Below are 21,070 nucleotides of genomic sequence, written 5' to 3'. Positions count from 1 at the left end.
AAATTTATGTACTATCTGTTTCGTCAAGTGATTGCTTGATATTCATAAAGTTCCTAAATAAAATAATCATAAATATAGCTAAACTACTTTCCTACCACCCTGTATGGGTGGTTTTTTTTGCCTTTCAAATAGCTTATTCCCTAAACATCAAGTAAAATAACCGCACTTTTATTCATAACATCGAGAGAATTATGTCAACGCAATTTGTATATACGATGCACCGTGTCGGCAAAGTGGTGCCACCGAAGCGTCATATTTTGAAAGATATTTCTTTAAGTTTCTTCCCCGGTGCCAAAATCGGGGTGCTCGGCTTAAATGGTGCGGGTAAATCAACCCTTTTACGCATTATGGCGGGCGTGGATAAAGAGTTCGAAGGTGAAGCGCGTCCACAACCGGGTATTAAGATCGGTTATCTTCCACAGGAACCAAAACTTGATCCGCAACAAACTGTACGTGAAGCAGTAGAAGAAGCCGTTTCTGAAGTGAAAAATGCACTAACCCGTTTAGATGAAGTCTATGCGCTTTATGCTGATCCTGATGCGGATTTCGATAAACTAGCCGCAGAACAAGCAAACCTTGAAGCGATTATTCAAGCACACGATGGACATAATTTAGATAACCAATTAGAACGTGCGGCTGATGCATTACGTTTACCAGATTGGGATGCCAAAATCGAACATTTATCTGGTGGTGAACGTCGTCGTGTGGCACTTTGTCGTTTATTGCTCGAAAAACCAGACATGCTCTTATTAGACGAACCAACCAACCACTTAGATGCGGAATCTGTGGCATGGTTAGAACGATTCTTACATGACTACGAAGGTACTGTTGTGGCGATTACCCACGACCGTTACTTCTTAGATAACGTAGCAGGTTGGATCTTAGAGCTTGACCGTGGTGAAGGTATTCCTTGGGAAGGCAACTACTCTTCTTGGTTAGAGCAAAAAGAGAAACGTTTAGAACAAGAACAAGCCACTGAAAATGCACGTCAAAAATCAATTGCGAAAGAGTTAGAATGGGTTCGTCAAAATCCTAAAGGCCGCCAAGCTAAAAGTAAAGCGCGTATGGCTCGATTTGATGAATTGAACTCTGGCGAATATCAAAAACGTAACGAGACTAACGAACTCTTTATTCCACCTGGTCCACGTTTAGGTGATAAAGTGATTGAAGTAGAAAATCTCACTAAATCTTACGGCGATCGCACTTTAATTGATGATTTATCATTCAGCATTCCAAAAGGTGCTATCGTGGGTATTATCGGAGCGAACGGTGCAGGTAAATCAACCCTATTCCGTATGCTTTCAGGTCAAGAACAACCAGATAGCGGAACAATTACGATGGGCGAAACTGTGGTACTAGCCTCTGTCGATCAGTTCCGTGACTCAATGGATGATAAGAAAACCGTGTGGGAAGAAGTGTCTAACGGACAAGATATTCTCACTATTGGTAACTTTGAAATTCCAAGCCGTGCCTATGTTGGGCGCTTTAACTTCAAAGGCGTAGATCAACAAAAACGTGTGGGCGAATTGTCAGGTGGTGAACGTGGTCGTTTACACTTAGCTAAACTTCTACAGCGTGGTGGTAACGTGCTGTTATTGGACGAACCGACCAATGACTTAGACGTTGAAACCTTACGTGCGTTAGAAAATGCGATCTTAGAATTCCCTGGTTGTGCAATGGTAATTTCCCATGACCGTTGGTTCTTAGACCGTATTGCAACTCATATTTTAGATTACGGTGATGAAGGTAAAGTGACGTTCTACGAAGGTAACTTCTCAGACTACGAAGAGTGGAAGAAGAAAACCTTAGGTGAAGCCGCAACACAACCACATCGTATTAAATATAAACGTATTGCAAAATAAGAAATTAAAGTGCGGTTATTTTTAACCGCACTTTCCTTTTACATCTGGAGTGATTATGTTAGTTTATTTGCACATTGTTTGTGCATTTTTAAGTTTAGGATTATTAATTATCCGTGGGGGAATGCAATTAAGTGGGAAAAATTGGCGCGCGATTAAACTGCTAAAAATTTTACCACACTTAGTTGATACACTTTTAATTGCAAGCGGCTTAACAATTTTCTTCTTGGTCGGTTATCAGCTACAAAGCTGGCTGGTCATGAAAATCATCATGCTTGTGCTTTATATCTTCTTCTCGGCTAAATATTTTAGTCGTAAAGCAGTCAATCCAAACAGTGCATTTCTGGCATTTGCCCTGTTAAGTTTCTTAGGTGCTATGTTCTTTGCTTACCAACCAAACTTTATGGAGGGCTAATCATGAAAAAATCCATCTTCAATTGAAGATGGATTTTTGTCTTATCTTAACCACCGGCTAATTTTACTTTAAACCCTTTTTGTTCTAAAAGTTGTTTTAGTAAATCACGTTTTTCGCCTTGAATCTCAATATTGCCGTCTTTTACTGAACCACCACAACCACACCGCTTTTTAAGTTCAGCCGCTAACTTTTTTAATTCATCATCAGCTAAATCTAGCCCAGTAATCACTGAAACGCCTGCGCCTTTTCGACCACTCGTTTGTTTTTGGAGGCGAACCACACCATCACCTTTAGGGCGTTGTACTGGTTGCTTTTGCTCTTTAATTCGACCTACTTCGGTAGAATAAACTAAAGTACTCTCTGTCATATTACGAAAGTGATGAATTAATTGAACGAAGCACTTCTGCTGGATTGTCAGCTTGCGTAATTGGGCGACCAATCACCAAATAATCAGAACCAGAACGAATAGCCGCAGCAGGAGTCATGACGCGACGTTGATCGCCAAAATCACTTCCAATTGGACGAATCCCCGGTGTGACTAATTTAAAATCAGGACCACAAGTATTACGTAAAATCTCTACTTCTTGTGGTGAACAAACGACGCCATCTAATCCCGCTCGCTGGGTTAAATGTGCAAGACGTAAAACATGCTCAAGTGGTGAAGAGTTAATACCGATTTGTAATAAATCCAAATCTTCCATACTGGTCAATACCGTTACTGCAATTAATAACGGTGCATCTTTTCCATAAGGCTCGAGAATTTTCTTCGCCTCTTCCATCATTTTCAGACCACCGCTAGCATGGACATCAACCATCCATACCCCTAAATCAGCCGCAGAACGCACTGCTCTTGCCACAGTATTAGGAATATCATGAAATTTAAGATCGAGGAAAACATCAAATTGACGCTCGTGTAATTGTTTAACGAAACTGGTTCCCAGTGTGGTAAACATTTCTTTACCCACTTTTAAACGGCATAAGCTTGGATCAATTTGATCCACGAGGGATAGCGCTTGAGCTTCCGTTTCGTAATCTAATGCAACGATTACTTTGCTATTCATAATTTTACCTCACTGTGTCAATTAATTATGTTCTGGTTTGATGGATTCCCACTGTTTGCAAGAAGGACAATTCCACATTAATTTATGGGTTTGATAACCGCAATTTGAGCAACGATAACCAAAGCCTTGCTTAATTCTCTCTCCGACCATTTTATGTAGCAAAATTAAGCTTTCTTTACCTCGCCCTTCCTCTGCATCATCAATTTGGAATTGAATAAAACGATGGAAAATAGATGTACTTGGATGTTTTGTGAGTTGTTGATAAAGCTTTGATTGCGCTGCACTCTTGCCATCTTTCTCTTCAATCACACTTGCTAACATTAAATCTACTTTCGTATTGTTAATCTGCTGGCTGGCTCGAATCAAGAATAACTCAAAGTTATCTCTCTCTCCTAATTCATCATAACAATATTTGAGTGTTTTCAACACTTCTCCAATGTAAATTGGATTTTGATTAAGAATATTCTCCAAAAAGTGAATGGCTTGACGGTAGTTTTTATCTGCCATTTCTAAATCCGCAAGAAGCATTGATGCTCTCACACTGGTTGGAGATACATTCAGCGCTTTTTGTAAAATACTGCGTTTTTCGTCCGCACTTTCAAGTTCACCGCTTAAGGCATATTCACAATAACATTGTGCTAATTCCACATTATTTTCTTTAGGTGAGATCTTGGCAAGCTTCTCTGCGATATTAACGGCTTTTTTCCATTCTTTTGTTTTTTGGTAAATTACTAAAAGCTGTTGCAGTGCATTTTCAGCGAACTCTGGTTCGTCCACCATAATGATGTAAAGGGCTTCCGCACGGTCATAAAAACCCACCGCCATGAAATCCTTAGCAAGTTGCTGTTTAGCTAATAATTTTTGTTCGAAAGAATAATTGGGACTACGATCGAGGGCTTGATGGATTCTTAAAGCTCGATCCACTTCGCCTCGAGAACGGAAAAGGTTACCGAGCGTTAGCTCAGCTTCAAATTGAGAGTTGCTTTCAATTTCATTTTCTGTTTCTTGTTTTTGCAACATATCAAGAAACAAATCAACGGCTTTATCCGTTTGATTAGAAAGCAAAAAATTCACCCCCGTGACATAATCACGGGAGAGTTTATTACTAATATCTTCCTGATCTTTCTTGGCACTCCGATGCCCCATATACCAACCATAAGCGGCGGCTATTGGCAGAAGCAGAAAGAGTAATTCAAGCATTATACTGCCTTATCGCGAGTAGTCGTTAATTCGTTAATTTGTAATGTTTGACGTTTAACTTGACGCGCTAACGACATATTTTTAAATTTTAACTTTAAGTAGAAGAATCCGGTAATTAACCAACCTAAAATTAATCCAAAACCAAATAAAATCGCGACTAACGTTGAAAGTTGGAATTGGCTTTCAGCAACAATGTAGTTAAAGGTGATTACTTGATCATTATTTGCCCCTATAGTTACCGCAACAAGTACGATAGCCAATACAATAATGAGTCCGAGAATATATTTAATCATCACAATCTCCTTTGTTAAGAATGGGTTCATTATGCCAAAATTTATAATAAAAAACGACACCTAAGTGTCGTTTTATTGATATCGATTGAATGTTTAAGCAAAAACATTTACGCGATCTTTTAATTCTTTACCCGCTTTAAAGTGCGGTACAGATTTAGCATCTAATTTTACAGAATCACCGGTTTTAGGATTACGGCCCACTCTCGGTTGACGATGGTGTAAAGAGAAGCTACCAAAACCACGAACTTCGATACGATTACCCTCTTCTAAAGATTGTGCAATGAGTTCAAGAATATCCTTTACAATACCTTCTACTTCTTTTGCGGATAAAGTTGGGTGCTTTGTTGATAGATTTTCAATTAGTTCAGATTTCGTCATCGTCAACTCTCCTTTAAATTTATACTTAAACTTGTTATTAAGACTTACAGGTAATGCATTAGTTCATAATAAATTACCGCTAAATCCTTGTTAATTATAGCTGGTAGTAATAAGGCTGAGTCAATGACCCAGCCTTATTTATGTGAATTAATTATTCACCTTTAGCAGCTTTGAAAGCTTCAGCCATTGCGTTTGGAATAGCAACATCTTCTTGTTTGTTATTCACGTTTGCAACTGCAGCTGCTTCTTCAGCTTGATCTTTCGCTTTTACAGATAAGTGAACGATACGTGCTTTACGATCAACACCGGTGTATTTCGCTTCAACTACATCACCTGCTGCCACTTCGTTTGTTAAGTCTGCTGCACGGATATAACCTTCAACGCCACCTGCTAATTCAACTTTAGCACCTTTAGCGTCAGCTTCAACAACAGTTGCAGAAACTACTGCACCTTTCTTGTTAACTGCTACGAAGTTGTTGAATGGATCATCTTCAAGTTGTTTGATACCTAAAGAAATACGTTCTTTCACTGCGTCTACTGCTAATACTACTGCAGAAACTTCGTCACCTTTTTTGTAGTTACGAACTGCTTCTTCACCTGCAACATTCCAAGAAATGTCAGATAAGTGAACTAAACCGTCGATACCACCTTCAAGACCGATGAAGATACCGAAATCAGTGATTGATTTGATTTTACCAGTAACTTTGTCGCCTTTGTTGTGAGTTTCAGCGAATTGAGTCCATGGGTTAGGTTTACATTGTTTTAAACCTAAAGAAATACGACGACGTTCTTCGTCAACTTCTAACACCATTACTTCAACTGTATCGCCAAGGCTTACAACTTTAGATGGGTGGATGTTTTTGTTAGTCCAATCCATTTCAGAAACGTGAACTAAACCTTCAACACCATCTAAGATTTCAACGAAACAGCCGTAGTCAGTTAAGTTAGTTACCTTACCTGTTAATTTGCTGTTTACTGGGTGGTTTTCAGCGATAGCAACCCAAGGATCTTGACCTAATTGTTTTAAGCCTAAAGATACGCGAGTACGATCTTTGTCAAATTTTAATACTTTAACAGTTACTTCGTCGCCTACATTCACGATTTCGCTTGGGTGTTTAACACGTTTCCAAGCCATATCAGTGATGTGTAATAAACCGTCAACGCCACCTAAATCTACGAATGCACCGTAGTCAGTTAAGTTTTTAACGATACCTTTAACTTCTGAACCTTCAGCTAGGTTCTCAAGGATTTGTTCACGTTCTTGGCTGTTTTCAGATTCGATCACTGCACGACGAGAAACAACAACGTTGTTACGTTTTTGATCTAATTTGATTACTTTGAATTCTAATTCTTTACCAAGTAGGTGATCAGCTTCACGTGCAGGACGTGTATCAACTAATGAACCTGGTAAGAATGCACGGACACCGTTTAACTCAACTGTGAAACCGCCTTTCACTTTACCGTTGATTAAACCGATAACGGTCGCTTTTTCTTCGTAAGCTTTTTCTAATTCAATCCAAGATTCGTGACGAACTGCTTTCTCACGAGAAAGTTTAGTTTCGCCGTAACCATCTTCAACTGCATCTAAAGCTACGTTTACTGTGTCGCCAACTTTAACTTCAAGTTCACCTTGAGCGTTTTGGAATTCAGCAACAGGAATTGCAGATTCAGATTTTAAGCCTGCATCAACAAGTACAAAGCCTTTTTGAATAGCAACAACAGTACCGCTAACGATTGAACCTTGACGGGTTTCAAGGCCTTTTAATGATTCTTCAAAGAGTTGAGCAAAAGATTCTGACATATAAATAATCTTCTTAATTTAAGTTAATAACATCCACATTAAGATCCATAAAATGCGGGGTTGAGGATAAATGTCTATTCTTCCTTGAATAAACAGTTAAATCGAAATTGACGCTTTTTGTTGAATATAATCCAACGCTTGAGCAATGACCTCATCAATACTCAATGTTGTACTATCTAACAATAAAGCATCGTCAGCCGGTTTCAATGGCGCAACCTCACGATTTCTATCGCGAAAATCTCGTTCTTGTATCTCGGCTAAAATCTGTGCAAAGTTACCATTAATTCCCTTATTTTGCAACTGTTTATAGCGTCTTTTTGCACGTTCTTCCGCACTTGCATCTAAAAACAGTTTAACTTGTGCATTTGGGAAAACCACGGTTCCCATATCTCGCCCATCCGCAATAAGGCCGTCATTTTTACCAAAATCCTGCTGAAGTTGCAGTAAAGCTGCTCGAACTTTAGGGAAAACCGCCACTTTTGAAGCAGCTTCCGCCACTTCTTGCGTACGAATAAAATGGCTTACATCCATCCCACCAAGAAGCACATTGACTTCTCCATTCTTTGGAATGAACTGAATATCTAAATGACGTGCTAACTCCGCTAATCCTTCTTCATCGGTTAAGTCTGCATGACGTTTCAGTGCAGCCAATGCTGTCACACGATAAATGGCGCCACTATCTAATAAGGTAAAACCTAACTTTTCTGCCAATGCGTAACAAAGCGTTCCTTTCCCTGCTCCGCTTGGGCCATCAACGGTGATAATCATACCCATACATTACCTCTTATAATCTTTCTATCATGCCCAACACTAATGCCGATGATTGTTTTGCTGCAAGCGGAAGGAACTCCTCAAATGACATACTTGCTTCACCATCGCCAGCATCAGAAATAGCTCGAACAACCACAAAAGGTACGTTAAAGGCATGACAAACTTGCGCAATCGCGGTTGCTTCCATTTCTACTGCTGTTACATTAGGGAAATCTGCTTTAATTTTAGCAATTTTTTCTTCGCTATTAATAAAGCTATCACCCGAACAAATTAAACCACGTTTTACATTTTGCCCTTGTGACTGTGCAATTTCATCGGCTAAATCGGCTAATTGTTTATCTGAAAGAAAAGCCGCTGGATTAGCGGGTAATTGGCCTTTTTCATAGCCAAATGCCGTCACATCAGCATCGTGATAGCGAGTTTCATCCGAAATAACGATATCTCCTACTTTTAAACCTTTTGCGATACCACCTGCTGAGCCGGTATTTAAAACCACATCCGGTTTAGCCAATTGTAATAAAGCGGTAGTGCCAATAGCAGCCGCGACTTTACCAATCCCAGATTGCAATAATGCAACTTCTTTACCATTAATTTTGCCTTCAAAAATGACCGCACTTGCCACTTTTGTTTCTTTTTTATCTGTCATTAATTGGGATAAAATTTCCACTTCTTGTGCCATTGCACCAACAATCCCGATTTTCATTATTTTTTCCTTTCTTGTTCGAGTTTATTCACTAAGAAATCTAATACTGCTACGCCATAATCATCGTTATACAGCGTACTCGCGGTGAGAACATATTTTCCACCCACAACCACATAAGGGAACGTAAATACGCCATATTCTTCTGTTAAATTAATGGCATTATTCACATCTTCTTTTACTTCAGCAGAATGCACGACTTTATTAAATTCAGCTTTACTGATCCCTTGCGAGACTATCCATTCACGCATCTTATCTAATGTGGATAATTCGGTATAGCGCGCCTTTTCAGAGGTTTCAAATAACAGCACATCTGACAGCTCACCCACTTTTAAACGCTGTAATGTATAGAATATTGTCGCTGAAAATTTAGCTTCGTTTGTAGCAACTGGATGCTCTTCTAATGCCACTTTATTAGGACGAATTTGGCTATAAAGTTGCAAAATATCTTGAGCTGAAGAACAAACTCGGCAGTCGTAATCAAAGAAAAATTGGATAGGAATTTTACGATCGTTTCTTTTAGCTTGTTCAATGGGTTCTTGATATGAAAAATAATCTCGACCATCTTCAAACTGTGCCACATTTGCCGGCGGTAAGTGCGGTGAATTTTTGGCAGAAAAATCCTTTGCATTGACTTCACCGAATGCGACATTTGTCACACTCAGCAATATCATTGCAAAGGATCCTTTTAATAATTTATTCTGCCAAACTTTTTTCATAAATTAACCAATTGGTTCAATATAATCGACTAATAATTGGACGTTTCGATTTCCACGAAACTCATTAATTTCTAACTTATAAGCAAATTTTGCCTGCTTAATCGATAAATCGGGATAATACCGAGTATCGATATTAAACGCAATGGCATCTAATAATGGGCCACCATTTTTAGGCTCTACGAGCATTTTTAAATGATTTTGATTCTGTCCGATTGCACGTTGCTCAAAAATTTTAAATTCACCATCAAAAACAGGCTCAGGAAAAGCTTGTCCCCAAGGCCCGCCAGATTTTATCACTTCTGCCGTTTCAATACTAAATTCATTTGCTTGAAGTTCGCCATCCGTCCAAATCACACCTTGTAATTGATCTTCATTTAACCAATCTTGCACCGTTTGATTAAAAATCTTTTGAAAATCAGGGAAAAAGCTTTCTTTAATGCTTAATCCTGCTGCCATGGCATGACCGCCAAATTTTAAAATCATATCCGGATGTTGGGAATGAATACGCTCTAATACATCGCGCATATGCAAGCCTTCAATTGAACGCGCAGAACCTTTTAAAATACCTTCTTGATCTTGTGCAAAAGCAATGACGGGTCGATGGTATTGATCTTTGATTCGAGAAGCCACAATACCTAATACACCTTGATGCCAATCTGGCTGGAATAAGGCTATCCCCATCGGTAATTCATCGGAAAGTGCGGTGAGATTTCGGCAAATTTCTAAGGCCTCTAACTTCATGCCTTGCTCAATTTCTTTTCTAGCTTGATTTAAACTGTCCAAATCTAAGGCTTGGGCTCTTGCCTCTTGCATGCTTTCTGTAAGTAATAACTCCACACCAACAGACATATTATCTAATCGGCCCGCAGCATTTAAACGTGGTGCAATCGCAAAGCCCAAATCAGCAGAGCAAAGTTTTTCAACTTCTCGATTAGCCACTTCAGCGAGAGCAATAATTCCTGGTCGACAACGTTTCGCACGAATTCGCATCAACCCTTGATGAGCTAAAATACGGTTATTTTGATCAAGAGGAACCACGTCTGCAATCGTGCCGAGCGCAACTAAATCCAGTAACTCAGTAAAATTAGGTTGTGTTTCTGCCGTAAAAATGCCCAACTCACGAAATTTAGCACGCAAAGCGAGCATTAAATAAAACGCTACGCCCACACCAGCTAAACATTTTGAAGGGAAATCACATTGTTGCAAATTTGGATTAACAATGGCATCAGCATTCGGCAGTATTTCTGGTGGTAAATGGTGATCGGTGATCAAGACCTTCACGCCGCACTCTTTTAAATACGCCACACCCTCAAAAGACGATACCCCGTTATCTACCGTCATCAATAACTGTACGCCTTTTTCCATTGCCATCTCAGCAACAGGTATACTCAAGCCATAGCCTTGTTCAAAACGATTTGGCACTAGATATTCCACATCAGTAAAGCCAAGCATACGTAAAGCTAATACTGAAAGTGCCGTACTGGTTGCCCCATCTGCATCAAAATCACCGACAATAACAATCTTTTGTTGCTGTTGATAAGCATCAACCAATAAATCTACGGCTTGTTGAATGCCGTGTAATTGATTGGGATTCAGCATTGATTGCAAAGTGCGGTCTAATTCTTGGCTGTTTTTAATATGGCGAGAACGATAGAGACGATCGAGTAATGCATTATCTGAAACAGAATTTCCGGCAGGAATTTCACGACGTTTGATGAGTTTTTTCACGGTGTTTTGTTATTTAAAATTATCACCTAAAGGAACATTTGATATGTGCTTTGATGATATGAATATTTAAAGGGCGTATATCATACGCCCTCACTACTAAAAATTATTGTGCTGATTCCTTCAAAGCAGCTAATAAATCTTTGGGTTTTAAATATCCCCCAATCAATTCACCTGTTGAAGTCACAATACTTGGCGTACCTTGTACGCCGAGTTGTACACCTAAATCATAGTGTCTTTTCACAATATTAGGTGCTTTCAATTCTTTCGGTAAGTTACCTTTTTCTGCTTCGTTCAGTGCAAATACAGGATCTTTCGATGTCCAAATGGCTTCCATTTGACGAGCGGTTTCATTCATGCCAGCACGTGGGAATGCAAGATAACGAACGGTAATACCTAAATCATTATATTCTTTTACTTGTTGATGAAGAATATGACAATAATGGCAAGTAATATCCATGAATACGGTCACAACATATTTTTCATTTTTTGCCGGATAAATGATCATTTCGTTTTTTAACGCATTCACTTTATCCGCTAAAAATTTACCCGCTACATCAACCGGGCCTTTATTTGTTAATTCATACATTTTGCCTTGCAAAACATATTGACCATTTTCGCTCACATATAAAATGCCTTGATCAGTCACGGCTGTTTTAAGACCTTTTACTGGTGAATCTTTCACTTCAATATTTTTCGCACCTAATGCCTGTAACTTCGATTTAATCTCAGCATCACTCGCCATTGCAGTGGCAGAAGCTGTGATTAAAAGTGCGGTCAGTAATTTCTTCATATTTCTTTGTTCCTAAATTTATGAAAATAAGCGCAAATTATAAAGTAATTGAGAATTTATGCAAAATTGTTATTCCTAAAAAAATAACAGACTAAAAAAGTCAAATAAATAGTTGACGAAATCACTACATTTTTTTACAATGCGCCACGTACCCATGTAGGGGTGCAAATTTTATTTTATTCAAAAGAGGTTATCTCAATGAAAAATTTATTAAAAATGACAGCTATCGCAGCATTAACTTTCACTTCTATCAGTACATTTGCTGCATCTCAACAAGCTGAAGAAGTGAAAAAGTTTCAAGCGTGGGAAGAAACAGCAAGTAAAAAACTTGAAGCAAGTTTTGATGCAGTAGGTGCGGCTTCAGCAACTAGCAATGCAACTGAAACTGAAGCGGCTGTTGCAGCATTTGATAAACAAGCAGCAGAAAATGTAGCAGAATTAGAAGCTTTGGGCATTAAAAGTGAAGAAGTTTCACCAGTTGTTGGTAAATATAAAGAATTCATTAATGCAGAGAAAGAAGTGATTCATCTCATTTTAACTCAAGTTAAATCACCAACAGCTGAAAATGCAACTAAAATACCTGAACTTGCCGCAAAAATGAGTGATAAAGGTGATGAATTAGGTAAATTAGTGGAGCAATTAGAAGAAAAATTCCCGGCGGAATAATTTCATTCTTTTTAATCATACTTAAACCTTATTTATTTCAGAAATAAATAAGGTTTTTTGTTTCTCTATAATCTACCCAACCCTAAGCATATCCTTTATAATTCATCTCCAATTTAGCTTAAAAACTCATTTAGTCATTATGTTTGAAATCAATCCAATCAAAAACAAAATCACCGACCTTTCCAAGCGAACTTCTGTGCTTCGGGGGTATCTTTGACTTCGACGCAAAACTAGAGCGTTTAGAAGAAGTTAATGCCGAATTAGAACAACCCGATGTGTGGAATGATCCTGAAAAAGCCCAAGCGCTTGGGAAGGAACGCGTTTCACTTGAACAAGTGGTTGATACCATCAAGAATTTAGAACAAGGTTTAGAGGATGTTGAAGGTCTGCTTGAATTAGCCGTTGAAGCTGAAGATGAAGAGACTTTCAATGAAGCCGTTTCTGAATTAGACGAACTTGAACAACAACTTGCAAAATTAGAATTCCGACGCATGTTTAGCGGTGAACACGATGCGTGCGATTGCTATGTTGATTTACAAGCAGGTTCCGGTGGTACAGAAGCGCAAGACTGGACGGAAATGTTACTTCGCATGTACCTTCGCTGGGCTGAAAGTAAAGGCTTTAAAACAGAATTAATGGAAGTCTCTGATGGCGATGTCGCAGGTTTAAAATCCGCGACGATTCGTGTTAGTGGCGAATATGCTTTCGGTTGGTTACGTACTGAAACCGGTATTCATCGTTTAGTACGCAAAAGCCCATTTGACTCCAACAATCGCCGCCATACTTCATTTGCAGCGGCTTTCGTTTATCCTGAAATTGATGACGACATTGATATTGAAATCAATCCAGCAGATTTACGTATTGACGTTTATCGTGCATCCGGTGCGGGTGGTCAGCACGTCAATAAAACCGAAAGTGCGGTGCGAATTACTCACATGCCAAGTGGGATTGTCGTGCAATGTCAAAACGATCGTTCTCAGCACAAAAATAAAGATCAAGCCATGAAGCAGTTAAAAGCGAAATTGTATGAGCTTGAGTTACAAAAGAAAAATGCGGATAAACAAGCGATGGAAGATAATAAATCGGATATCGGTTGGGGCAGCCAAATTCGTTCTTATGTGCTAGATGATGCACGTATTAAGGATCTCCGCACAGGCGTGGAAAATCGTAATACACAAGCCGTACTGGATGGCGATCTCGATCGCTTTATTGAGGCAAGCTTGAAAGCAGGGCTTTAATCATATTCTTTATATAAAAAGAGCGGTCAATTTCTACCGCTCTTTTCTTAATACAAACTTAAACGTTGTAATCGCTGTCTGGCAATTTCTTTAATTTCATCCTTTTTTGCTGTATTCATAATTTCCAAATAAAGTAATTTGGCCAAGCCAATATTAACTTGTGTCCCTATCCCTTCCTCATACAAACGAGCCAAACGGAATCGCCCCTCATTGCTGCCCGCATTCGCGGCTTTTTGGAACCATTCAAAGGCTTTGGTAAATTCTTTCTGATTAGTATAAATTTCCCCTAATGTAAGCATGGCATCGGGATCTTTTGTTGCACTGGTTTCAAATAATTTAATCGCTTGAGCGGTATCTTGTTTTACATAGTTGTTACCGTTGAAATACATGACCGCCAAATTATTGATAGCCTTAATGCTGCCTCGCTCAGCGGCTTCACTAAACCACCAGTAAGCCAACTCTTTATTTTCATCCACTCCACGGCCTAAATTATAAAGCATCCCTAAATTGCTTTGCGCTTGTAAATTACCTTCCAACGCAAGGGGATACATAATTTCAAAAACGGCTTTCCAATCTTGTTTCTCAGCCAGTTTTTGTGCCAGATCCATTTTTTGCTGATCCGTCATTTGCGCTTTATCGACCAAATCAATGGTTTTCATGGCAAATGCTGAACTGCTTAACGTGAAGGTGGCTAGGAATAAAAGTTTAGCTAATGTCTTCATCTTATAATGTCGCTATCAATAAAATAATCAAAAAAATGGCGGATGTTCCGAATTCTATTAGACCGACTTGCTTCACTGAAAGTTTCTTGGTGGGTAAATAAATGGCACGAATTAATGCCGGCACAAAAGCAAGTGACAAGACATATTGTTGAGTGAACAAGCAACCGAGCACGCAAAGTACATGGAAAATAATGGAGGCTTTGAGATAAAGCGGATTTTTACGTTCACGCATCATTGATTTGACGTAAAGCGTCGTGCCAATAAAAAATAAGCTTGGATACAGTGCTACCCACCAGATTTTTTCATCAAAAGTGCGGTCAGAAAAATAATAGGATCCCATACCTGCAAGGGCAAAAATCGCAATACCCGCTAAATCATTGAGAAGATTACGTTCATCTTTTTTCTTGGTGTAATAGATACTCACCAACACAAAAGGAAACATGGCGGCAATAAAGAAAAGAATTTGCCAGTTATAAAAAATGGCAGGAAGCGCAAATAAAAAAGCCGCAACACCATAGATGATGATCCACTTTTTATATTCCGCCATATTTTTGCCTTTAAAGAGACTAAGCATTGGATAACTCAGCAAATACATGGTGAACCAAGCTAACAGCAAAAAGAAATGCGCCCAAACAGGTGAAGCTAATAACATACCGTAAATAAAAGGCAATAATGCCATCACAATAGCGCCATATTGATTCGAAATCAGGAGTTTCATAGTTTTCTTTAGTTGATAAAAATTCTCAGTTATTTTATCCCACAATTTCTTGATTTACAAAGTCTAAAACCGCCTTTAGAATGGAATTATCTTCATCAAAAAGGAGCCATTATGTCGATTAAACGTATTCAACCAAGCAAACGCTTTTCTGAAGTGGTTATTCATAACAATACCGCCTATTTTGCTGGCCAAGTACCAGAAAAAAGCGTTAAGCAAAATACTTACGAACAAACCAAAGAAGTCCTTTCACTGATCGATAAATTATTGGCTGAAATTGGTTCTGAAAAAAGTAAAATTCTTACCACTCAAATCTTCCTTGCTGATATGGCAGATTATGCTCAACTCAACCAAGCATGGGATGAATGGGTCGATAGCCAAAATCCACCAAGCCGAGCAACGGTAGAAGCAAAACTTGCAGATCCTGATTGGAAAGTTGAGATCGTTATTATTGCGGCTGTATAAACAAGATTTTTCAAAATGTGATCAACCGCAAAGAACGTTTTTCGGTTTTCCTTTACACTAAACACTGAATTCAAAAGAAGGAGTAATGTATGCAATCATGGATACCAGAAATATGGCAAGCCGCTGTGATTGGACTTGTAGTTGGCGTAATCTTAGGCTATTTGCTGTTACGTTTAACAAAAGGTTCTGTTAAAAAACAAGTTCAAACCGAAGCTGAACTAAAAGAAGTCAAAACACAATTAAGCGATAAACAAGCACAACTTGAAAAACATTTCGCTGAAAGTGCTGAATTATTTAAAACCTTAATTGGTGATTATCAAAAACTCTATCGTCACTATGCCGTTTCATCTGAAACCTTGCTTGGCAATAAACCATCCGACAAAGGGTTATTTACCCAGCAATTAGTGACCGCCTCATCAGAAAGCAAATCTGAAGAGCCACCGCGTGATTATTCCGAAGGTTCATCTGGATTATTAAAAACAGATAAAGAAAACCAGTAATGATTAACGGTTGAACAATAAAAAATCAGGGATTAAATGCTTAATCCCTGATTTTTTATTAATGATTACTCAATACTTGAGCCGGTTGTAACTTCGCGGCTCGACTGGCTGGATAAAGACTGGCGAGTAAACTCAATACCAATGCCGCCACAAGAACTAATACAACATCAAACCAATGTAATTCGCTTGGTAAGAAATCAACGAAATAGATGCCATCTGATAACAGTTTTTTACCGAGTAATGTCTCGATGCCTTGAATAATCGGTGTGAGATTAAGGGCAAGTACGACGCCTAACACGATACCAATCAAACACCCTTTCATTCCTGCAAGCAAACCATACCAAATAAAGATCTGCTTAATAAAGCCATTATTTGCCCCCAGGGTTCGCATAATCGCAATATCACCTTGCTTGTCTTTTACCGCCATAATTAAGGTAGAAACAATATTAAAACACGCTACCCCAATTACAAGCACCATGGCGATATACATCACTGTGCGGATAAGCTGAATATCACGATACATATAGCCAAATTTTGCCACCCAGTTTTGGATATAAAGCAGTTGAGGATAATCATTCAGCATCGAATAATCCATTTCTTGTACTTTGAATGGATCATCCACTTTCAATTCAACACCGGTGATTTGATCTTCGCGATACCCCATTAATTCTTGTGCTTGAGGTAATGCCAGTAAGGCATAACTGTGGTCTAGCTGACCATCTAAACGTAAAATAGCAGTCACTTGAACACGCTCACGATTAGGTTGAGCCATTTGATCTTCGCCATTTGGTTGAGAGATTAATAATGATACCCAATCGCCTGCTTTAACATCTAACGCTTTGGCAATACCAGAGCCCAGCACCAATCCGCCTTCTTCTGCGAATTTTTGCCAGCCATCGCCTTCCACAAACTTACCAAGAGAGCTCACTTGATCTTCAGCTTGTTTATCGACCCCTTTCACTTGAACAACTTTGAGTTTATTGCCATTCTCAACTAAGGCAGTAAAACTCACAAAAGGTGAAAGTGCGGTAATTTTTTTGTTTGTTTTTAGACGCTCTTCTAGCTTTTGCCAATGGTTTAATGTGGCTTCATTGTCATGTGGGTTTACCGTGATTTCCGTATGTGGCACGACAGCTAAAATACGCGAGTTTAATTCTCGCTCAAACCCATTCATGGCACTTAACCCCACAATCAACACCGCTACGCCAAGAGCGATACCAATTGCAGAGAATTTTGAAATTAACGCTACCAACGGATTCTTTTGCTTGCCCCGCTGATAACGCCAACTAATGAAAAAAGGCGTATTCATTATGCACCTTCCTTCAAAATGCCGTCTTGCATGGTTAAGCAACGAGACAGTTTTTGCGCTAATGACATATCATGGGTAACCAATAAAAACGCAATGTTTTGTTCTGCATTCAAGGTTTGAATCAACTCAAAAATACTTTCTGTGGTTTTATGATCTAAGTTACCAGTTGGTTCATCGGCTAAGACGAGAGCGGGATTATTCACTAATGCACGAGCAATCGCCACTCGTTGACGTTCCCCACCAGAAAGGGCTGACGGACGATGGGTAATGCGATGGCTTAAGCCTACTGCACCCAATATTTTTTCAGCACGATCTTTTGCTTCTGTTTTATTCTGACGACCAATTAACATCGGCATCATCACATTTTCCAATGCGGTAAAATCTGCCATTAAATGGTGAAATTGATACACAAACCCTAGATTTTGGTTACGTAATTTAGCCAATTCACTTTCAGACGCTTTTTGCAATGATTGCCCTTTAATAAACACTTCCCCACTACTTGGCTGATCTAAGCCGCCTAAGGTGTGCAATAAAGTACTTTTTCCTGAACCAGAACTCCCCACAATCGCCACTAATTCTTGTGGTTTCATGGCAAAGCTTACGCCTTTTAATACTTGGGTTTGGTTCTCGCCTTCTTGGTAAAATTTATTAATATTTTGGCATTCTAATAAGTAGTTATTCATATTTTACTCATAACGTAATGCTTCCGCCGGCTCAGTTTTTGCCGCACGATAAGCTGGATAAATGGTTGATAATAAAGATAACAATAAAGAAAAGGCTATCACAATAATGACTTGCACAGGCTCAATCGAGGTCGGCAAGAAAACACCATTCGGATTGACCGCACTTAAAATTGCCCCAAGGTTTAAAGTGATTAATACGCCCAGTACGGCACCAATCAATGTGCCCACTAGCCCCACCAATAAACCTTGATAAATAAAGATCGAGCGTACTTGTGATTTAGTGACACCTTGTGTTTGCAAAATGGCGATTTCCCCTTGTTTATCCACCACCATTAAACTTAATGAGGTGACGATATTTGAAATCGCCACAACGATAATTAAGCTAATCAACAAGCCCATCATATTTTTTTCCATACGAACCGCTTGGAAAAACTCCCCTTTTTGGACACGCCAATCGCTGATATAACTCTCTTCAAAATAGGTTGGCAATTCTGTGATTTGGAAAGGATCATCTAGGAATAAACGATAGCCTTGTGCCTCACCTGGTTGAATACGCATTAGGCGACCAATATCGGCTAAATTAGCAAAAACTTCATAACCTGACGCTTCGCCATAATCATAGTAAAGCTCACTCACGGTAAATAAACGCTGCATCGGCACACGACCAAATGGCGTATATTGGCTGTTTTCCGTAATCATTAAGCGAACTTTATCGCCCACCGCTAAGCCTAATTTTTGTGCCAGATTATCGCCAATAATTAGCTTAAACTCACCTTGCGGTAAAAGTTGATTAAATTGGCTAGAATCGAAAGCGTCCAGTAAAGGATCATCTGAAAAAGACTGAATACCAATCACTTGTCCCGCGCTCACACCTTTTGCCGTTTGAAACACAACATTCGTGGTATTAATCGGCACAGCTTTTTGTACAAAGTGCGGTGTGTTTTCAAGCGGTTTTTCTGCCGAAATAGGCGTTTCTTGGCTAACAATCGCGTGCGGAATGCTCGAAAGCACCTGTTGTTTTTGATAGCCTTCTAATCCATTCATGACAGAAAGCACAATAATCAATGCCATCACACCCAGTACGATGCCAAAGCTTGCCAAATTAGCAACAAGTCGCCCAAAACGATCGGCGCTTTTTGCCCGCCAATATCGCAGAGCGACATATAAAGAAATAGGTAAATTCATTATTTTTGATTTAATTGTTGAACGAAATCTTCAATATTTTGCGTCACTTTTTTTGTTAGCGTGGTTACTGCGCTATCACTCGCCCAAGCAATATGAGGCGTGATAATTAAATTCGGCATCGTTTTCGCTAATTCAATCAGTGGATTATTTTTCTCTGGTGGTTCTTTCACTAACACATCTAATGCGGCACCGCCTAATTGTCCTGATTTTAAAGCATCACAAACTGCTTGCTCATCAATCAATGGACCACGACCAGTATTGATTAAATACACACCTTGCTTACAAAGTGACAAGGTTTCTTGATTGATTAAATTTTTGGTTGTTTCGGTCAATGCACAATGCAATGTGAGAATATCGGCTTGTTTTAGCACCTCTTCAAAAGGTGTGTAACCTTCACGACACGTTGTGGCATTTCGATGTTCAGCATAAAGCACTTTCATGCCTAAAAGCTCGGCTAAACGCCCTACTTCTGTACCTAAACAGCCTTTTCCAAACACGCCTAACGTTGAACCTTTAACATCTGTAATGGGATAATCAAAGTAGCAGAACTGTTTACTCTCAGTCCATTTGCCGGTGATTTGATCGCGTTGCCAGCCAGCCAAGCTATGTTTTAACGCAAAAATCATGCCCAACACATGCTCAGGTACCGTCGTGGCAGAATAACCTGCCACATTTTTAACTGCCACACCCAATTCTTTTGCTGCGTCTAAATCCACGTTATTGGTGCCTGTTGCGGTGATAGCAATCAATTTTAATTTAGGTAGTTGTTGCAACACCTCACGGCTTAAAATCACTTTACTGGTGATAATAATATCCGCGTCTTTTGCTCGCTCAATGGTTTGCTCCGCAGAAGTATATTCATACTCAACCCAGTTATGCGGAAAGCTTGGACGAGGAATAGGAATATGTTTCGGAATTGCTGTGCTGTCTAAAAATACGATATTCATTGCTATCTCCTTTTACAGAACAAAAGTGCGGTCAAAAACAACGCTGTTTTCAACCGCACTTATCCATTAGATGGACGTATCTAATTCAGGGAAAGACTTCACTAAATCATCAATGGCTTTCATCTGTGAGACAAAACCTTCTAATGCCGAAAGTGGCAATGCAGAAGGACCATCACATTTTGCTTGATTTGGATTTGGGTGAGCTTCTAAGAATAAGCCTGCAATGCCAATTGCTAAGCCAGAACGAGCTAATTCGGTCACTTGTTCACGACGGCCACCTGAAGCGGCACCAAACGGATCGCGGCATTGTAATGAATGGGTCACGTCAAAAATAACTGGACTACCTTTAGACACTTTTTTCATTACGCCGAAGCCTAACATATCCACCACTAAATTATCGTAACCGAAGTTTGAACCTCGATCACAAAGGATAATTTTATCGTTACCACATTCTTCAAATTTATCGACAATATTCCCCATTTGACCCGGGCTTAAGAATTGTGGTTTTTTCACGTTAATCACTGCGCCCGTTTTTGCCATAGCTTCGACTAAATCAGTTTGACGCGCTAAGAATGCCGGTAACTGAATCACGTCCACCACATCAGCAACAGGCTGACATTGATAGATTTCGTGCACATCGGTAATCACTTTCACACCAAAGGTTTCTTTTATCTCTTGGAAAATTTTTAAACCTTCTTCCATGCCTGGACCACGGTAAGAATGAATTGAAGAACGGTTAGCTTTATCGAAAGATGCCTTAAAAACATAAGGAACGCCCAACTTTTCAGTCACTTTCACGTAAGCTTCACAAACTTGCATCGCCATATCGCGGCTTTCAAGCACGTTCATCCCGCCGAAAAGCACAAAGGGTTTGTCATTTGCGACATCAATATTGCCAATTTTTACAATTTTATTTTGCATAATA

Annotated in this window: 24 protein-coding genes; 6 read left to right on the top strand and 18 right to left on the bottom strand. The window is 39.3% G+C overall.

What is annotated here, in order from left to right:
* The first annotated feature begins 191 nt into the window (after positions 1 to 191).
* Complete coding sequence (ettA, locus tag INP94_RS07310) at positions 192 to 1,862, top strand: energy-dependent translational throttle protein EttA (protein ID WP_197543162.1); 1,671 nt, start codon at positions 192 to 194, stop codon at positions 1,860 to 1,862.
* A gap of 55 nt (positions 1,863 to 1,917) precedes the next feature.
* Entirely contained in the window at positions 1,918 to 2,274 is a 357-nt protein-coding gene (locus INP94_RS07305; protein WP_165816470.1) for a SirB2 family protein, read from the top strand.
* Positions 2,275 to 2,320: 46 nt separating this feature from the next.
* Here the strand turns inward: INP94_RS07305 and yciH are convergent, their stop codons facing one another.
* The 11 genes from yciH to dsbC all read right to left on the bottom strand — a co-directional run bounded on the left by yciH (position 2,321) and on the right by dsbC (position 11,715).
* On the bottom strand, positions 2,321 to 2,641 hold the full coding sequence (gene yciH / locus INP94_RS07300; protein ID WP_197543161.1) for a stress response translation initiation inhibitor YciH: 321 nt from the start codon (positions 2,639 to 2,641) through the stop codon (positions 2,321 to 2,323).
* 1 nt (position 2,642) lies between these two features.
* Entirely contained in the window at positions 2,643 to 3,335 is a 693-nt protein-coding gene (gene pyrF, locus INP94_RS07295) for an orotidine-5'-phosphate decarboxylase (protein ID WP_197543160.1), read from the bottom strand.
* Between the two features lie 21 nt (positions 3,336 to 3,356).
* Entirely contained in the window at positions 3,357 to 4,535 is a 1,179-nt protein-coding gene (gene lapB, locus INP94_RS07290; protein WP_197543159.1) for a lipopolysaccharide assembly protein LapB, read from the bottom strand.
* Positions 4,535 to 4,828 carry a LapA family protein gene (locus INP94_RS07285; RefSeq protein ID WP_005699471.1) on the bottom strand — a complete coding sequence of 98 codons (294 nt, stop codon included), beginning with the start codon at positions 4,826 to 4,828 and terminating at the stop codon, positions 4,535 to 4,537. The genes lapB and INP94_RS07285 overlap by 1 nt, the downstream gene beginning before the upstream one ends.
* 93 nt (positions 4,829 to 4,921) lie before the next feature.
* Positions 4,922 to 5,206 (bottom strand): integration host factor subunit beta, encoded by a 285-nt coding sequence (locus tag INP94_RS07280; RefSeq protein WP_005695916.1) that lies wholly within the window; start codon positions 5,204 to 5,206, stop codon positions 4,922 to 4,924.
* Positions 5,207 to 5,357: 151 nt separating this feature from the next.
* Entirely contained in the window at positions 5,358 to 7,007 is a 1,650-nt protein-coding gene (gene rpsA / locus INP94_RS07275; protein ID WP_049380949.1) for a 30S ribosomal protein S1, read from the bottom strand.
* Between the two features lie 96 nt (positions 7,008 to 7,103).
* Entirely contained in the window at positions 7,104 to 7,781 is a 678-nt protein-coding gene (gene cmk / locus INP94_RS07270; RefSeq protein ID WP_197543158.1) for a (d)CMP kinase, read from the bottom strand.
* 10 nt (positions 7,782 to 7,791) lie between these two features.
* Positions 7,792 to 8,481 (bottom strand): 5'-methylthioadenosine/adenosylhomocysteine nucleosidase, encoded by a 690-nt coding sequence (locus INP94_RS07265; protein WP_197543157.1) that lies wholly within the window; start codon positions 8,479 to 8,481, stop codon positions 7,792 to 7,794.
* A complete protein-coding gene (locus INP94_RS07260; RefSeq protein WP_197543156.1) occupies positions 8,481 to 9,197 on the bottom strand; it encodes a thiol:disulfide interchange protein DsbA/DsbL in 717 nt (238 codons plus the stop codon). Before INP94_RS07260 ends, INP94_RS07265 begins: the two co-directional genes overlap by 1 nt.
* A gap of 3 nt (positions 9,198 to 9,200) precedes the next feature.
* Complete coding sequence (gene recJ / locus INP94_RS07255) at positions 9,201 to 10,925, bottom strand: single-stranded-DNA-specific exonuclease RecJ (protein ID WP_197543155.1); 1,725 nt, start codon at positions 10,923 to 10,925, stop codon at positions 9,201 to 9,203.
* Between the two features lie 103 nt (positions 10,926 to 11,028).
* The gene (dsbC, locus tag INP94_RS07250) at positions 11,029 to 11,715 is read right to left on the bottom strand and encodes a bifunctional protein-disulfide isomerase/oxidoreductase DsbC (protein WP_197543154.1); all 687 of its coding nucleotides are present in this window, start codon (positions 11,713 to 11,715) and stop codon (positions 11,029 to 11,031) included.
* A gap of 198 nt (positions 11,716 to 11,913) precedes the next feature.
* On the opposite strand from dsbC, the gene INP94_RS07245 reads away from it, so the two are divergent.
* On the top strand, positions 11,914 to 12,381 hold the full coding sequence (locus tag INP94_RS07245) for a PM1805 family lipoprotein (RefSeq protein WP_197543153.1): 468 nt from the start codon (positions 11,914 to 11,916) through the stop codon (positions 12,379 to 12,381).
* A 139-nt stretch (positions 12,382 to 12,520) separates the two neighbouring features.
* Positions 12,521 to 13,619 (top strand): peptide chain release factor 2 gene (gene prfB, locus INP94_RS07240; RefSeq protein ID WP_197543152.1). Its coding sequence is split into 2 segments (ribosomal slippage): positions 12,521 to 12,595 and positions 12,597 to 13,619, totalling 1,098 coding nucleotides; the frame shifts between segments, so codons are not numbered across the junction.
* A 47-nt stretch (positions 13,620 to 13,666) separates the two neighbouring features.
* On the opposite strand, the gene INP94_RS07235 is transcribed toward prfB, so the two are convergent.
* Positions 13,667 to 14,341, bottom strand: coding sequence for a tetratricopeptide repeat protein (locus INP94_RS07235; protein ID WP_197543151.1), 675 nt, complete (start codon positions 14,339 to 14,341; stop codon positions 13,667 to 13,669).
* Between the two features lies 1 nt (position 14,342).
* Complete coding sequence (locus INP94_RS07230; protein WP_197543150.1) at positions 14,343 to 15,059, bottom strand: YwiC-like family protein; 717 nt, start codon at positions 15,057 to 15,059, stop codon at positions 14,343 to 14,345.
* Between the two features lie 111 nt (positions 15,060 to 15,170).
* Between INP94_RS07230 and INP94_RS07225 the strand changes: the two genes are divergently transcribed.
* Positions 15,171 to 15,521, top strand: a complete 351-nt coding sequence (locus INP94_RS07225; protein WP_197543149.1) for a RidA family protein — start codon at positions 15,171 to 15,173, stop codon at positions 15,519 to 15,521.
* A gap of 89 nt (positions 15,522 to 15,610) precedes the next feature.
* Positions 15,611 to 16,021 carry a Z-ring associated ZapG family protein gene (locus INP94_RS07220; protein WP_197543148.1) on the top strand — a complete coding sequence of 137 codons (411 nt, stop codon included), beginning with the start codon at positions 15,611 to 15,613 and terminating at the stop codon, positions 16,019 to 16,021.
* Positions 16,022 to 16,079: 58 nt separating this feature from the next.
* Here the strand turns inward: INP94_RS07220 and lolE are convergent, their stop codons facing one another.
* The 5 genes from lolE to kdsA all read right to left on the bottom strand — a co-directional run bounded on the left by lolE (position 16,080) and on the right by kdsA (position 21,066).
* Positions 16,080 to 17,330, bottom strand: a complete 1,251-nt coding sequence (lolE, locus tag INP94_RS07215; protein WP_197543147.1) for a lipoprotein-releasing ABC transporter permease subunit LolE — start codon at positions 17,328 to 17,330, stop codon at positions 16,080 to 16,082.
* The gene (gene lolD / locus INP94_RS07210; protein ID WP_014065207.1) at positions 17,330 to 18,013 is read right to left on the bottom strand and encodes a lipoprotein-releasing ABC transporter ATP-binding protein LolD; all 684 of its coding nucleotides are present in this window, start codon (positions 18,011 to 18,013) and stop codon (positions 17,330 to 17,332) included. The genes lolE and lolD overlap by 1 nt, the downstream gene beginning before the upstream one ends.
* Positions 18,014 to 18,016: 3 nt before the next feature.
* Positions 18,017 to 19,198 (bottom strand): lipoprotein-releasing ABC transporter permease subunit, encoded by a 1,182-nt coding sequence (locus INP94_RS07205; RefSeq protein ID WP_197543146.1) that lies wholly within the window; start codon positions 19,196 to 19,198, stop codon positions 18,017 to 18,019.
* On the bottom strand, positions 19,198 to 20,145 hold the full coding sequence (locus tag INP94_RS07200) for a 2-hydroxyacid dehydrogenase (RefSeq protein ID WP_197543145.1): 948 nt from the start codon (positions 20,143 to 20,145) through the stop codon (positions 19,198 to 19,200). The genes INP94_RS07205 and INP94_RS07200 overlap by 1 nt, the downstream gene beginning before the upstream one ends.
* A gap of 66 nt (positions 20,146 to 20,211) precedes the next feature.
* Positions 20,212 to 21,066 carry a 3-deoxy-8-phosphooctulonate synthase gene (gene kdsA, locus INP94_RS07195; protein ID WP_005695859.1) on the bottom strand — a complete coding sequence of 285 codons (855 nt, stop codon included), beginning with the start codon at positions 21,064 to 21,066 and terminating at the stop codon, positions 20,212 to 20,214.
* Positions 21,067 to 21,070: the final 4 nt, after the last annotated feature.

The organism is Haemophilus parainfluenzae (assembly GCF_014931395.1).
In the GTDB taxonomy this organism is placed as follows: Bacteria; Pseudomonadota; Gammaproteobacteria; order Enterobacterales; family Pasteurellaceae; genus Haemophilus_D.
The sequence above is the reverse complement of the archived record's forward strand: the minus strand, read 5'-3'. Positions and strand labels throughout refer to the sequence as shown.

Excerpts from the sequence above, each read along its gene's own strand:
- lapB (WP_197543159.1), bottom strand. The coding sequence starts at position 4,535 with ATGCTTGAATTACTCTTTCTGCTTCTGCCAATAGCCGCCGCTTATGGT.
- INP94_RS07280 (WP_005695916.1), bottom strand. The coding sequence starts at position 5,206 with ATGACGAAATCTGAACTAATTGAAAATCTATCAACAAAGCACCCAACT.
- cmk (WP_197543158.1), bottom strand. The coding sequence starts at position 7,781 with ATGGGTATGATTATCACCGTTGATGGCCCAAGCGGAGCAGGGAAAGGA.
- kdsA (WP_005695859.1), bottom strand. The coding sequence starts at position 21,066 with ATGCAAAATAAAATTGTAAAAATTGGCAATATTGATGTCGCAAATGAC.
- INP94_RS07200 (WP_197543145.1), bottom strand. The coding sequence starts at position 20,145 with ATGAATATCGTATTTTTAGACAGCACAGCAATTCCGAAACATATTCCT.
- INP94_RS07260 (WP_197543156.1), bottom strand. The coding sequence starts at position 9,197 with ATGAAAAAAGTTTGGCAGAATAAATTATTAAAAGGATCCTTTGCAATG.
- yciH (WP_197543161.1), bottom strand. The coding sequence starts at position 2,641 with ATGACAGAGAGTACTTTAGTTTATTCTACCGAAGTAGGTCGAATTAAA.
- ettA (WP_197543162.1), top strand. The coding sequence starts at position 192 with ATGTCAACGCAATTTGTATATACGATGCACCGTGTCGGCAAAGTGGTG.
- INP94_RS07305 (WP_165816470.1), top strand. The coding sequence starts at position 1,918 with ATGTTAGTTTATTTGCACATTGTTTGTGCATTTTTAAGTTTAGGATTA.
- INP94_RS07245 (WP_197543153.1), top strand. The coding sequence starts at position 11,914 with ATGAAAAATTTATTAAAAATGACAGCTATCGCAGCATTAACTTTCACT.
- INP94_RS07205 (WP_197543146.1), bottom strand. The coding sequence starts at position 19,198 with ATGAATTTACCTATTTCTTTATATGTCGCTCTGCGATATTGGCGGGCA.
- lolD (WP_014065207.1), bottom strand. The coding sequence starts at position 18,013 with ATGAATAACTACTTATTAGAATGCCAAAATATTAATAAATTTTACCAA.
- pyrF (WP_197543160.1), bottom strand. The coding sequence starts at position 3,335 with ATGAATAGCAAAGTAATCGTTGCATTAGATTACGAAACGGAAGCTCAA.
- dsbC (WP_197543154.1), bottom strand. The coding sequence starts at position 11,715 with ATGAAGAAATTACTGACCGCACTTTTAATCACAGCTTCTGCCACTGCA.
- rpsA (WP_049380949.1), bottom strand. The coding sequence starts at position 7,007 with ATGTCAGAATCTTTTGCTCAACTCTTTGAAGAATCATTAAAAGGCCTT.
- INP94_RS07265 (WP_197543157.1), bottom strand. The coding sequence starts at position 8,481 with ATGAAAATCGGGATTGTTGGTGCAATGGCACAAGAAGTGGAAATTTTA.
- lolE (WP_197543147.1), bottom strand. The coding sequence starts at position 17,330 with ATGAATACGCCTTTTTTCATTAGTTGGCGTTATCAGCGGGGCAAGCAA.
- INP94_RS07285 (WP_005699471.1), bottom strand. The coding sequence starts at position 4,828 with ATGATTAAATATATTCTCGGACTCATTATTGTATTGGCTATCGTACTT.
- INP94_RS07225 (WP_197543149.1), top strand. The coding sequence starts at position 15,171 with ATGTCGATTAAACGTATTCAACCAAGCAAACGCTTTTCTGAAGTGGTT.
- INP94_RS07235 (WP_197543151.1), bottom strand. The coding sequence starts at position 14,341 with ATGAAGACATTAGCTAAACTTTTATTCCTAGCCACCTTCACGTTAAGC.
- INP94_RS07220 (WP_197543148.1), top strand. The coding sequence starts at position 15,611 with ATGCAATCATGGATACCAGAAATATGGCAAGCCGCTGTGATTGGACTT.
- INP94_RS07230 (WP_197543150.1), bottom strand. The coding sequence starts at position 15,059 with ATGAAACTCCTGATTTCGAATCAATATGGCGCTATTGTGATGGCATTA.